Raw genomic sequence first — 13,239 nt, forward strand, 5'->3', positions numbered from 1 at the left:
TTACTGCAGCCGCTCCAGCGCACTGCGGACCCACGCCGCGGCGCCTTCCAGGCTCTGGAACTCTTCCACCGCGCGCACTTCGCAGCACGGATAGGACGGCGCGACCATGCGCGCCAGTGCGTTGCCCGGGCCCAGCTGCAGGAACACCCGCGCGCCGCGCTCGAAGGCCTGGCGCATCACCTGCGCCCATTCGATGGTCTGCGCCAGCTGCGCCGACAGCGTGTGCACCACCGTGGCACGATCACGCACAGGCCGCGCATCGATGCCGGCCAGCAGCGGCAGGCGTGGGGCTTGCAGCGGCGAGGCATCGAGTGCGGCAGCGAACGGTGCGACCGCCGCCGCCAGCAACGGCGTGTGGGCAGGCACGTGCACCGCCAGCGGACGGATGCCGGCACCCTGCGCCCGTGCGGCACCGGCCAGCCGCTGCAATGCGGCGTGCGTGCCGCCCACGATGAAATGGTCCTGCCCATTGGCGATGGCCACGTACGCACCGTGCAGATCGCACAGTGGCTGCAGTACATGGCGCTCCAGGCCAAGTACCGCCTGCAGGCCTGCATCGGCGGGGCTGGCGCCGTCCATCAACTGCGCGCGCTGCGCCGCCAGGGCAAGGCAGGTGGCCGCATCGAAGCTGCCGGCGATGGCATGCGCAGCCAACTCGCCGATGCTGTAGCCGGCGGCCAGCGTCGGCGTTGGCACGTTGTCGCGCAGCCCCTGCCACTGAGCCAGAGTGGCCGCGCACAGCAGCGGTTGCGCCTGCGCATTGTCGAAACGGTCGTCGGCCACCGCGGCGGAAAACACATCGCGGCCGAGCACCGTGCTGGCCCGATCAAGGGTGTGGCGCGCGGCCGGAAGATCGCGCACGCGGTCGAACATCGCTGCGTGCTGCGCGCCTTGGCCGGGGCAGAGCAGGGCCAGGCTCATGCGCGCTCCTGCAGCAGCAGGAACCCGCTGCAGGCCAACAGGTCTGCGCTGCCGCCTGGGCTCAGCCGGCGCGCGACGAAGCCATCACCGATGCGACGCAGATGTGTCCGCCAGTCCGGCGCGAAGGTGCCGCCCGCGTCCAGGAAGGTGCGGGCCTGCCGCTGGGCCCAGCGCAGGCCGTCGGTGCCGCCACGGTGCAGCAGGTTGAGGTCATCCACGCACGCGATCAGCTGCATCAGGGTCTGGCACATCGCGGCCTCGCGTGGCAGGCCGCTGGCCAGCGCGTGACGCATGGTAGGCAATGCCACGCCGCGCAGCAGCGGATAGCCGGCGGCCGCTTGTTCGCGCACACCCTGCACGCCGTGCCGTGCGCGCGCGCGCTGGCCAGGGCTGTTCGCATCCAGAGGTGCGTCGGCGAGCTCGGCAGACCAGCGGCGCACTTCCTGGCAGACCTGCTCACCCGTGGCGGCATGGCCCAGGCGGGAGCGACAGGCCGCGGCGGCCGCCACCAGCAGGCCGAGACTGAAGACCGCGCCACGATGGGTATTGACGCCGGCGGTTGCGCGCAGCATCGCGATTTCGGCTGCGATGCCACATCGGCGCAAGGCGTCGAAGTCCGCCCCGGCTGCACCGAGGCAGGCCACGGCGGTGAAATAGTGGCGCAGCGCGAACAGGCTGCGCAGGAATGTGCCGGCGTCCATGTCGTGATGGCTGCCGCTGTCGAATGGCGTGACCAGTCCGGGCTTGGGCGCCAGCGCCAGCTCCGCATGCAGGCTGGCGACGGCGAGGCGCCCCAGGCGCGCGCTGTCCACGGCAGCTGCCGGCCTGACTGCCGATTGCACGACGGCGGTCATGCGCTCACCCCGGCGGAGGCGAACATCGCATCGCGTAGTTCCAGTGCGGCACCATCGAGGCGCTTGACCAGTACCTCGCGGCTGCGTCCGGCGTACTCCCGCCAGTTCACGGCGGCGTCGCCGCCCAGGCACAGCTCGCCATCGACCCGCCGGTCGTGTTCGGCTTCCCATGCCTGTAGCCGTGCAGCCAGGGCATCGGCCTGCGCGGTGGTGTCGATCGGCCACAGCAGATCGACGTCCGAGCGCGCGTGCACATAGCGCAGGCCAGTAAGGTGCTGCCACGCGAAGGCACCGAATACGCGCGCCTCAGCGATGTTCTGCAGCACTTCAAGGGGCCGCCGCCAGTCCTGCGGAACGTCGCCTTTCAGCACCGCCTGGAGTGCCGGCGGCGGTGTGGTGCGCAGCACATCGTGTGCTGGCACGCGCAGGGCCAGGCGCAGTTTGCCCTCGGCGGGCGGCAGCGGCACGCCGAGACGCAGGCGTGGATCGGCATCGTCGGCGGCACGCCGCGCGACGATGGCCGGCCGGCCCTGTGCAAACCAGTCGGCCAAGCGCGACTCATGCGCGGCGATGTCCGCCTGCCAGCCGGCGTGCGCTGACAGCCAGACCAGCGTATGTCGGGGCAGCCGCTCAGGCATCGCCCTGGCTCACGGCTTCAGCCACGCGTGCGGCAAGCATGCGCCCGCCACGTTCGGCTCCGCGCACTGCGCGGCGGTCGCCATGGGCGGGCGTGCGCAGGGCCTGCAGAAGGTGCTGGGCAAGATTGCCCTCCCACAACGATTCCACCGCACCCATCGCCACGTAGTTCTCCACGCCCGGTGCGAACACCGGTGAGGTCTGGCTCAGCGCCTGCAGTTTATCCAGCGGCTGCTTGGTCACCCGGGCCATCGCGCGCAGGTCCATCACCCGCACCTGCGCATCCGGCAGGGCATGGATGTGGTCGGCCATCAGCCCGAACGAGAGGAAGCCGCCACTGACGGATTCACCGTAGACCAGCGTGACCAGTCGGGCGCCACGTCGACGCGCGAGATCCAGCGTCTGCGCCAGGTGCGCGAAACAGCCGTTGATGCCGAGCAGTTCGTCGCGGCGTGCCAGGCGCTGGCCGGCGGTGTCGACCAGCATCACGATCGGTTGCTGCGGATGCGCGGCGGTGCTGGCCAGCACCGTTTCGGCCAGTGCCAGTGCGTGGTCCACGCCCACCTCGAGCTTGTTGGCGGTGCCGATCACAGTCACATCGCCGTTGTCGGTGGTGGCGCTGCCGGTCAGCACCGAATCGCTCACCGCAATGGCATGCCCATGCGGAAACAGGGCATCGAGCAGTGTCTGCAACGGCATGTTCATGGCAGGCTCCGGTCGCCGGTGGCGGTGAGGAATTCATCGGTGTCGAGCAGTGGCAGGCGTTCGGGGTGGGCAATGCCCAGCCGCGCCCAGATCTCCAGGCCATCGCGGCAATCGCCCCAGGCCCGCACGCGCGCCTTCAAGGCCGCATGGCGTTCCTGCAATGCGGCCAGTGCAGCATCCGGGTCAGTGCTGCCCGCATCGGGGTGCAGCGCGTCGCGCGCGGCCAGCGCGAATGCTTCAAGGGCATCGGGCACCAGCACCTGCGCCTGGTCGATCAGGTACCGGTGCTTGCCACCGGTCACACGCCAGACCAGCGCGCGATCGCGTGAGTCGAACTCTTCCACGCCGCGAACGGTTTCGATCACCTCCGGTCCGGACAGCGACATCCGGCCTTCCTCGGACATGATGACCGTGGTGCAGCAGCGGGCAACGATGCCCATGCCACCGAAGGCGCCGTTGCCGCTGCCGATCAGCGCGATCACCGGCACGCCCGCTGCACGCGCGTCCAGGGTGGCGCGCATGATCTCGGAGATCGCAATCAGGCCCGCATTGGCTTCGTGCAGCCGCACGCCGCCGGTATCGAGCAGCAGCAGCACGCCGTCAGGGCGGGTGTGCGCTGCACGGCGCAGCAGCCCGGTCAGCTTGGCGCCATGCACTTCGCCCACGCCGCCGCCCATGAATTCACCCTGTTGTGCGGCCAGCAGCACGTGTTTGCCCTGCAGCCTGGCCTCGCCGACGACGATGCCATCGTCGAACGCGGCCGGCTGGTCGAGCTGGGCCAGGTGCGGACTCATCATCCGTCGCGCCGGGCCGAGGAACTCGTGGAACGAGCCGGCGTCGACCAGCCCGGCGATGCGCTCGCGCGCATCGGCTTCGTAATAGCTGTGGCGCTGTACGTGGTTCATGGCGCGCCTCCGGCCAGCAGGGTTTCCACGGCCTGGTCCAGGCGCAGGCTGACCACGGCCGGGGTCGCACCGGCGTCGTTGATCGAGACGCGCACATCGCGCAGCGGATGACGCTGTGCGAAGTCGTTGATCACCGCCTGCCAGATGCTGCCGAAGCCCTGCGCGGCGGTGATGACGCGCACCGTCATCGCGCCCTGCTGCGCCGCCGGTTCCAGCAGGATTTCCAGGTTGCCCGACGCCAGCACGCCCACCAGCACCGCATCGCGCGCGAACGGCACGTCGGTGCGGCCTTCGAATCGATAGTCGAGGGTTTCCATGCTCAGCCCCTTACCAGTTGCGGAAGCGCTTGGGCGGGTCGTACAGACCGCCGGACCAGCGCACCAGGTCCTTCACCGAACGCGCCGCCAGCAGGTCACGGCTGGCATCGCGCACGGAGATGCCGAGGTCACCGGGACGGCGGATCACGCCGCGGTCGCGCAGGTTCTCCACAATCGCGCGGTCGCGCCCGATGCCCACGGCGGTATAGCCGGCCACGCCACGGATCGCCTGTTCGCGCTCCTCGGGGGTGCGGCACAGCAGCAGGTTGGCGATGCCTTCCTCGGTCAGCACATGGCTGACGTCGTCGCCGTAGATCATCACCGGCGGCAGCGGCATGTTCGCGCGTTCGGCCAGTTCCCAGGCGTCGAGGCGGTCAACGAATGCCGGGGCCATGTGCTCGCGGAAGGTTTCCACCATCTGCACCACCAGTTTGCGCCCGCGTGGCATCTCGCCCGGGCGTGCGGCCTGCTGGCCGGCCTTGATCCAGGCCTCGCTGGCATGGCGGCGACCGCGCGCGTCCGAGCCCATGTTCGGTGCGCCGCCAAAGCCGGCGATGCGGTCGCGGGTGGCAGTGGAACTGTTGCCCTGCAGGTCGATCTGCAGGGTGGAACCGATGAACATGTCGCAGGCATACAGGCCTGCGGTCTGCGAGAACGCGCGGTTGGAACGCATCGAGCCGTCGGCGCCGGTGAAAAACACATCGCCCCGCGCGGCAATGTATTTCTCCATGCCCAGTTCCGAACCGAACGAATGCACCGATCTGACGAAGCCCGATTCGATCGCCGGAATCAGTGCCGGGTGTGGGTTCAACGCCCAGTGCTGGCAGATCTTTCCCTTCAGCCCGAGCGATTCTGCGTAGGTGGGGAGCAGCAGTTCGATGGCGGCGGTATCGAAGCCGATGCCGTGATTCAAACGATTCACGCCGTACTCGGCGTAGATGCCCTTGATGGCCATCATTGCCATCAGTACCTGGATTTCGGAGATCTGCGCAGGGTCGCGGGTGAACAGCGGCTCGATATGGTTCGGCTTCGGCGCCTGCACCACGAAGTTGACCCAGTCCGCAGGAACATCGACGCGGGGGAGGCTGTCAACGATCTCGTTGACCTGGGCGATGACGATGCCGCCACCGAAGGCGGTGGCTTCGACGATCACCGGAGTGTCTTCGGTATTCGGCCCGGTATAGAGGTTGCCGTGGCGGTCGGCGGCCTGCGCGGCGACCAGCGCTACGCGCGGCGTAAGGTCGATGAAGTAGCGGCCGAACAGTTCCAGGTAGGTGTGGATGGCACCGATCTGGATGCGCCCTTCGGCCACCAGGTTGGCCAGTCGCACCGATTGCGGGCCGGAGAACGAGAAATCCAGTTTCGAGGCGATGCCACGCTCGAATACGTCCAGGTGCGAGGGCAGTGAGAGGACCGACTGCACCATGTGCAGGTCATGCACGCGGGCGGGGTCGAGGTCGGCCAGCGCCTGGGCGAGGAAATCGGCCTGCTTCTGGTTGTTGCCCTCCAGGCAGACCTTGTCGCCTGGCTCCAGCACTGCGTGCAGCAACTCGCCGACGTCGCTGCTGGCGACCTCGCGTCCCCGGGCCCACGGCGCGGCACGTTCCAGGCGGGCCTGGCGACTGCGTTCCAACGTATCCCAGCTCGGGTTCATTGACCGGCTTCCGACGGGTGTTGAGATAATTACGGCATAATTACGAAGTGGGTACAACCTGCAGTGCAGCAAAAAGAAGGGCCCGCGCGGAGGCGGGCCCATTCAGGGTGTGGGGTGTGGGGTGTGCCGACCAAAGGTCGGCACCCACCGGTTCGCAGGTGGCTCAGAACTTCCAGCGCAGGCTGGCCGATACGAAGCGCGGCTCGCCGTAGTTGTTGTAGTCCAGGTTGGCCCAGTAAGTCTTGTCCAGCGCGTTGCGCACGCTCAGCGTTGCAGTCCAGCTGTCGCTGATGCGGTAGTTGGCATTGAATTGCACCAGCATGTACGCCGGCTGGTTCACGGTCACCGTGCCGCCCAGCGGGTAGGCGATGTTGTAGCCCTGCACCTTGCTCTGCCACTGCAGGCCACCGCCGATGCTCAGGCGTTCCAGCGCACCGCGCAGCTGCAGTTGCGTGTTGAGCTGCAGCAGGTCCTTGGGCGGGTTGGCGTACAGCAGGTCGGTGGCGGCGCGGGTGACCTTGACGTGGGTGTAGCCGGCATTGACCGTCCAGCCCGGCAGGATTTCGCCGTTGATATCCATCTCCCAGCCACGCGCCTTGGTACCGTTGACGCCGATGTAGGCCGAGCTGCCGTCGCTGAGCGAACCCTCCGGCACGCCCATGTCACGCACCGCGTAGTTGTCCTGCTTGGCCTCGAACACAGCGACATTTGCGGTCAGGCGGCCATCGAACCACTGCGTCTTGAGGCCCGCTTCCAGGTTCGAGCCCTGCACCGGTGCCAGCAGGTTCTCGTTGCGGTCCTTGTAGTTCTGCGGATTGAAGATCTCGGTGTAGCTGGCATAGGCCGACACGTTCGGGGTGATCTCGTAGACCAGGCCCACGTACGGAGTGACTTCATCGCTCACCTTGTACGCACCGCTGGTGCCGGTATAGGCGCCGGCGGCGTTGTAGGAGCGGGTGAGGGTTTCCCACCGGCTCAGGCGTGCACCGGCGATCAGCGACAGCGGATCGGCCAGGTGCAGGCGCGTGGCCAGATAGACGCCACTCTGCGTGGTCTGGGCGGCGCGCGCCGGTGCGGCGGTAGGTCACCTCGGAGATATCGCCGTTCCAGCTGTATACGTTGGGGATGTAGCAGCGCTCGCGTGCACCCGTGGCGCTGACACACGTTGCCCAGTCGCTCGGGAAGTTCAGCGCCACGGTGTTCGTGGTCCCTTCCAGATCCGACCACTGGGCGCCGACCGTGAGGTCGTGGTCGCGCGAACAGCGGGAAGCTGCCGGTCAGGTAAGCATCGACATTGCGGCGGGTGTCTTTCGAATCACCGGCGGCCGCACGCAGGAAGATGCCCGAGCCGGTCACCGGGTCCGGGTTGCCGGTGCCGTACAGGCGCACGTTCTGCACGTTGCCGCGGGTGTAGGCGGTGTTGATCTTCAGCAGCCAGTTGTCGCCGAAGCGCTGTTCCAGGTTGGCGAAGGCGGTGTTGCTCTCGCGCTTCCAGTAGCTCCACTTCGGCGACAGGTTGGTCGAGCGCGGCAGATGGGCGAAATTGCCCTGGCTGTCGAAGAACGGCACGGCGCCCCAGGTCGAACCGGTCGGGTTGTTGTCCTGGGTCTGGTAGCCGACGGTGAGCGTGGTGCTGTCGGTGACATCGCCTTCCAGCACCGCCATGCCGGCCATCTTGTTCTCGTCGTAACGGTCGTAATACAGGCCACGATCGGTGTAGGCGGCGACCACGCGGCTGCGGAAACGGCCGTCATCGGTCAGCGGCGCGGTGACATCGGCTTCCATGCGGCGGTAGTCCCAGCTGCCGGCGCTGACCGCGAACGACGCGTCGAATTCCTTGCCGGGGCGCTTGCGCAGCAGGTTGACCGTGGCCGACGGCACGCCGGCGCCGCTGAGCAGGCCGTTGGCACCGCGGATCACTTCGATGCGGTCGTAGAAGGCGGTGTCGTATTCCTGGTTGGTGGAGCCGCTGTAGGTGGGAATGCCGTCGACCTGGAAGTCGGTGATGGCGAAGCCACGCGCGTAGTACAGCGGGCGCTGCGTGTCATAGAAGGACACGCTGACGCCGGTCACGTTGCGCATCACATCGTTGATGCTGAACAGTGATTCGTCCTGCAGGCGCTGCAGGCTGATCGCGGTGGCCGACTGCGGGGTTTCCTGCAGGGTGATCGGCAGGCGCGTGGTACTGGCCGGCGGAGCGGACCGCTCGGCCCGGACGCTGACCCGGTCCAGGGTCTTGGCATCGGCGGCGGCATCGGTGGCGGCGAACGCGGCGGGCGTGACCAGCAGGGTCAGCGACGAAAGCAGGGCAGCCGGCAGCAGCGCGCGGCGGGGCAGGCGGTTACGGACAGGCAGGGGCATGGTGGGCTCGAGGCTTGGAAACGGGGAAGGGCGGCAACAGTCGTCCAGCACCCGGGGCGGCGGCTTCGGGACGGTCAGGTCCTTCTGGAGAGGCGCGATCACTGCGCAGTACGCAAATGTAAATAATTCTTAACAAGATTACAATTCGCGTCATTGCGTAGAGGCTTTCCGGCATCCAGCAGGCTTCCTGTTGAGCCGAGCCCATGCTCGGCTGTTGGCAGCCGCGAAGAGCAGCCGAGCGCAGGCTCGGCTCTACAGGCGGTGGCCCGCCCAGACGAGAACGGCCACCCGAAGGTGGCCGTCCGTCTGCATCGAAGGAACGCGCGGGCTTACAGCGCCTGCAGTTCCTCATTGGCATTGCGCTTTTCCTTCGCCGGAGCCGGAGCCGCAGCGGCCGGAGCCGGCACCGCCGCGTTCGCATCCACCGGCACCTCCAGGTACGGCAGGTGCAGGGTCTGGCTGGTCAGCGTACGGATCTCGTTCACCAGCGCCGGGCTGTCGTTGAGCTTGCGCCCATACGACGGCACGATCTCGCGCAGGCGGGTTTCCCAACCGGCCTTCATCTGGTCCGGGAAGGCCTTGGCCATCAGGTCCAGCATGATCGGCGGCGAGGTCGACGCGCCCGGCGACGCGCCGAGCAGTGCGGCGATGGTGTGGTCCTTGTCGGTCACGATCTCGGTACCGAACTGCAGCACCGGGTACCTTCAGCGGATCGCGCTTGATGATCTGCACGCGCTGGCCGGCGGTGACCAGCTTCCAGTCACCCGGCTTGGCATTGGGGAAGTACTTGACCAGTTCGGCCTGGCGGTCGGCATCGTTCAGGCGCGCCTGGCCCATCAGGTACTGCACCAGGTCCAGGTTGTCCTTGCCCACTTCCAGCATCGGGCCAACGTTGTTGTGGGTCACCGAGGAATACAGGTCCCACCACGAGCCGTGCTTGAGGAACTTGGTGCTGTACAGCGCAAACGGCCCGAACAGGACCACCGGTTTGCCGTCCAGCTTGCGCGCATCCAGGTGCGGCACCGACATCGGCGGCGAACCGGTCTCGGCCATGCCGTAGGCTTTCACGCCATGGCGCGAGGTCACGTCCTGGCCCTGGAAGGCGAGGAACTGGCCACCGACCGGGAAGCCGGCATAGTCCTTCGACTCCGGAATGCCGGACATCTGCAGCAGCTTCAGCGCGGCGCCGCCGGCACCGATGAACACGAAGCGGGTGTGGGTGGTGGTTTCGGTGCCAGCCTTGAGATCCTTCACCGTGACGTTCCAGCTCTTGTCGGCGTTCTGTCGCAGCGCGGTCACTTCATGGTTCAGGTGCAGGCTGAAGTTCGGGCTGCGCTGCAGGCCGGCGGTCAGCTGGCGGGTGATCACACCGAAGTTGACGTCGGTACCGAGCGGCATCCAGGTCGCCGCCACCTTCTGCTTCGGGTCGCGGCCTTCCATCAGCAGCGGCGCCCACTGCTTGATCTGTGCCGGATCTTCCGAGTACTGCATGCCGTAGAACAGCGGGTTCTTCACCAGCAGCGCCTGCTGGCGCTTGTGCAGGTAGGCGATGTTGTCATCGCCCCAGACGAAGCTCATGTGCGGCGTCGGGTTGATGAAGTCGCTGGGCTGGCTCAGCCGGCCTTCCTTCACCTGGTGCGACCAGAACTGGCGCGAGACCTCGAACGATTCGGCGATGCCGACCGCGCGCTTGGTCTCGATGCTGCCATCGGGCAGTTCCGGGGTGTAGTTCAGTTCGGCGAACGCCGAATGGCCGGTGCCGGCGTTGTTCCAGCCGTCGGAGCTTTCACCGGCGACGCCGTCGAGGCGTTCGTAGACCTGGATGTTCCAGTCCGGCTGCAGTTCCTGCAGGTAGGTGGCCAGGGTAATGCTCATGATGCCGGCGCCGACCAGCACCACATCGACGGGCTTGTCGTTGCTGGCGGCGGCGCACCGAGCGCTGGGTCAGCGGCCAGTACAGGAACAGCGCGGCGGCCAACAGCAGCACGAGCAGGGCGAGAAGAGCCTTGCCAAATTTCTTCATGGGGGCGGGATCGTTGGCGGAGGGGAAGGGGTCAGGATGCGCGTGGGGCAGGGAAAGGGCGTGAAGAAACAACGCCTTGCCGCATCCAGGTGCGATTCTAACCGGATCCGGTCCGTTTTTGATGCAACGCAGCATCCGGTCGGCGGTCCTCTACCATAGCGCCAGGCCATGCCCGGCGACGCGGCCGTCCCTGCGGATGCCGATGCCGCCCGGCCGCGGGGCGTCGAAGGCGTTTCCCGGGAGTGCAGGCAGCCGGGTCAGTCACTGCCGACGGTGAAGTATTCCACGGCGAAATAGCCGATCTGGTACGCCAGCGTTGCCAGCACCAGGCGCAGCTGTGTGCGTTGGCTGCGCAGTCGCCAGCCGAGCACCGCCACCGCCAGCATCAACACGGCATGCAACGGGTACGCGGCTCCCAGCAGCTTCAGCGGCGGCTGCAGTGCAGCAATCACGTTGAAGCAGGCCAGCGCCGGCGCGCCCTTGATGGCGGTATCGACCAGGTCGAGCAGGGTCAGTGCAGCAATCACGCTGAAGATCCAGCGCCGGCGCTGCATGAGATAGTTCCCGTAGCTGCCGTATTCGCGCAGGTCGTCGGGAAACAGCAGCGCGCACAGCAGGAACCAGGTCGCGCAGTACACGATCACGAACAGGTAGGTTTCAAACGTCCAGCGGTGCACCTCGATGAGGCGGAACTCCCACCACCAGAAGGTCACCAGCGATATCAGCGTCCACGCCACCCAGCCCAGGTGCAGGGCCGAGCAGCCGCGGCGCTGCGGATGCTCGATGATCTGCGCCAGGCCCTTGAGCACGGTGGTAATCGACAGGCCGAGGATGATGCCCATCACCACCCGGATGTGCAGGAACAGCGGATCGGTCTGCATCGCGGCGCTCCGTGTCGGGTGCTGCGATGCTGGCACAACCGGGCCCCGGAACGGACCCCGGTCACGCGCCGAAAAAAGGGACGCCGGGGATCAAGTCGTATCAGGCCATACGGCCTGCACGGCGGAAGCGACTTGATCCCTCCACGCCCTTGTCGCTGTGCAGCTCAGCGCTTGCGCCGGATCAGCGCCGAGGACGCATCCAGCACCGCGCGGGTCAGAAGAGCCATGGTCTGCACGTCGCCTTTCCAGTGTTGCCAGTACAGCGGCACGTCTTCCCACGCGCGCTGGCGCACGTAGACCAGGCGGCCTGCGTCCAGGTGGCGCTTGACCAGCGGCAGCGGGTTCATGGTCCAGCCCAGTCCGCCGAGGTTGGCCTGCACGAAGGCCCGGTGGGGGAATCCACCAGGTCGGTGCGGTGCTGGGCAGGTCGTCGCCGGCCATGCGCCGGGCGAAGCGCGACTGCATTTCGTCCTTGCGGTTGAACACCAGCACCGGGGCCTGCGCCAGCGCCTGCGCGGTCACGCCCTTGGCGAAGTGGCGTTCGCGGAATTCGGGGGTGCAGGTCGCTGCATAGCGGATGCTGCCCAGCGCATGGATCTGGCAGCCCTGCACCGGCTCGTCCAGGGTGGTCACCGCGCCCAGCACCGCGCCTGGCGCAGCAGCTCCACCGTGTGGTCCTGGTCTTCCACACGCAGGTCCAAGGTGGTGCCGGTGCTCTGCGCGAACTGGTGGGCCGCCTGCGGAAACCAGGTTTCCAGGCTGTCGTGGTTCACCGCCACCGGGATGCTGGCCTGGGGCAGATCCTCATCGGCCAGGCCCATCCGGTGCAGCGCATCGTGTTCGAGCAGGGCGGTCTGCTCGGCCAGCTGCACCAGCAGCTGCCCCTCGGCGGTGGCGGTGGCCGGCGTGCCGCGCTTGACCAGCAGGCGGCCGATCCGGTCCTCCAGTGCCTTGACCCGCTGCGAGATGGCCGAGGGCGTGACATTCAGCGACTGCGCGGCGCGGTCGAAGCTGCCTTCGCGGATCACCGCGGCCAGGGCGCGCAGCTGGGCATGATCGATACGCATCGAATTAAGCTCCGCTAATGTTGATTTAGGAAGTTTAGCTCGTCTTTTTCATGTTGCGGCGCGACAATAGCGCCCGTTCCGGTGCTGTCCGCCTTCGCGAGGCACCGTCCCCCCAAGCAATACAAGGCAGTGAATCCCATGTTCTCGGTCATCTCCGCCAGCACCGGCCTCGGTGCCTGGTTCTCTGGTGCAGCCACCGGCATCGGCCTGTTCGCCGTGGTCGGCGCCCAGAGCGCCTTCATTCTGCGCCAGGGCATCCTGCGCAAGCACATCGTGCCGGTGGTCGCCACCTGCGCGGCCATCGATGCCATCTTCATCTTCGCCAGCGTGGCCGGCCTGCGCACGCTCACCTCGGCGCTGCCGTGGCTGACCAGCGCCGTGCTGTGGACCGGCGTCGCCTTCCTGGCCTGGTATGCGATGAAGTCGGCACGCCGTGCAATCGCGGGGGCGGTGGCATGGGCGAGGCTGACAGCGACGACGGCAGCCGCCGCGCGGTGCTGATGGCCGCGGTCGGCTTCTCGCTGATCAATCCGCACTTCTGGCTGGACATGATGGTGATCGGCTCGATCGCCGAGAACTTCGGTAACGCCCGCATGGCCTTCGCCGCCGGCGTGGTCACCGCCAGCTGCCTGTGGCTGACCGCGCAGGGCCTCGGCGCACGCCTGCTGGCGCCGCTTCACCAAGCCCAGCACCTGGCGCGTGCTCGACGGCACCATCGCCGTGATCCTCAGCATCCTGGCCCTCATGTTGGCGGTGCGCGGGGTCCACTGACCCGGCGCACGCCCCCGAACCCACGTCCTGACTCTCTCTCCAAGGTAGTGGCAACGACGGCACCGGCAACGGTGCCGTCGTCTTTTCCGGCTCTGGCGGGAAAGGCATGGCCCTGCCTAGAATCGGCCACCAGGACAAGGTGTC

Annotated in this window: 8 protein-coding genes and 4 pseudogenes; 1 reads left to right on the top strand and 11 read right to left on the bottom strand. The window is 67.4% G+C overall.

Features of this window, described 5'->3' with window-relative positions:
* The 11 genes and pseudogenes from mdcH to ROV93_RS14175 form a co-directional block, all read right to left on the bottom strand.
* Positions 1 to 921: a malonate decarboxylase subunit epsilon gene (mdcH, locus tag ROV93_RS14125; RefSeq protein ID WP_072168676.1), complete on the bottom strand. Its 921-nt coding sequence runs from the start codon at positions 919 to 921 to the stop codon at positions 1 to 3.
* Complete coding sequence (gene mdcB, locus ROV93_RS14130; RefSeq protein ID WP_227836623.1) at positions 918 to 1,775, bottom strand: triphosphoribosyl-dephospho-CoA synthase MdcB; 858 nt, start codon at positions 1,773 to 1,775, stop codon at positions 918 to 920. Before mdcB ends, mdcH begins: the two co-directional genes overlap by 4 nt.
* Positions 1,772 to 2,413, bottom strand: a complete 642-nt coding sequence (gene mdcG / locus ROV93_RS14135) for a malonate decarboxylase holo-[acyl-carrier-protein] synthase (protein ID WP_072168678.1) — start codon at positions 2,411 to 2,413, stop codon at positions 1,772 to 1,774. Before mdcG ends, mdcB begins: the two co-directional genes overlap by 4 nt.
* Positions 2,406 to 3,110, bottom strand: coding sequence for a biotin-independent malonate decarboxylase subunit gamma (gene mdcE / locus ROV93_RS14140; RefSeq protein ID WP_065178163.1), 705 nt, complete (start codon positions 3,108 to 3,110; stop codon positions 2,406 to 2,408). The genes mdcG and mdcE overlap by 8 nt, the downstream gene beginning before the upstream one ends.
* A 2-nt stretch (positions 3,111 to 3,112) precedes the next feature.
* Positions 3,113 to 4,021: a biotin-independent malonate decarboxylase subunit beta gene (locus ROV93_RS14145; protein WP_111201158.1), complete on the bottom strand. Its 909-nt coding sequence runs from the start codon at positions 4,019 to 4,021 to the stop codon at positions 3,113 to 3,115.
* Positions 4,018 to 4,338: a malonate decarboxylase acyl carrier protein gene (gene mdcC, locus ROV93_RS14150; RefSeq protein WP_065178127.1), complete on the bottom strand. Its 321-nt coding sequence runs from the start codon at positions 4,336 to 4,338 to the stop codon at positions 4,018 to 4,020. Before mdcC ends, ROV93_RS14145 begins: the two co-directional genes overlap by 4 nt.
* A 10-nt stretch (positions 4,339 to 4,348) precedes the next feature.
* Positions 4,349 to 5,992, bottom strand: coding sequence for a malonate decarboxylase subunit alpha (gene mdcA / locus ROV93_RS14155; protein WP_312540189.1), 1,644 nt, complete (start codon positions 5,990 to 5,992; stop codon positions 4,349 to 4,351).
* A gap of 163 nt (positions 5,993 to 6,155) precedes the next feature.
* Positions 6,156 to 8,353: pseudogene (locus ROV93_RS14160) on the bottom strand (TonB-dependent siderophore receptor).
* 329 nt (positions 8,354 to 8,682) lie between these two features.
* Positions 8,683 to 10,376: pseudogene (gene mqo, locus ROV93_RS14165) on the bottom strand (malate dehydrogenase (quinone)).
* 257 nt (positions 10,377 to 10,633) lie between these two features.
* The gene (locus tag ROV93_RS14170) at positions 10,634 to 11,257 is read right to left on the bottom strand and encodes a hypothetical protein (protein ID WP_312540191.1); all 624 of its coding nucleotides are present in this window, start codon (positions 11,255 to 11,257) and stop codon (positions 10,634 to 10,636) included.
* 164 nt (positions 11,258 to 11,421) lie between these two features.
* Positions 11,422 to 12,324, bottom strand: a pseudogene (locus ROV93_RS14175) (LysR family transcriptional regulator ArgP).
* Between the two features lie 138 nt (positions 12,325 to 12,462).
* Between ROV93_RS14175 and ROV93_RS14180 the strand changes: the two are divergent.
* Positions 12,463 to 13,095, top strand: a pseudogene (locus ROV93_RS14180) (LysE family transporter).
* Positions 13,096 to 13,239 lie beyond the last annotated feature (144 nt).

This window comes from Stenotrophomonas maltophilia group sp. msm4, from assembly GCF_032025605.1.
Lineage (GTDB): Bacteria > Pseudomonadota > Gammaproteobacteria > Xanthomonadales > Xanthomonadaceae > Stenotrophomonas > Stenotrophomonas sepilia.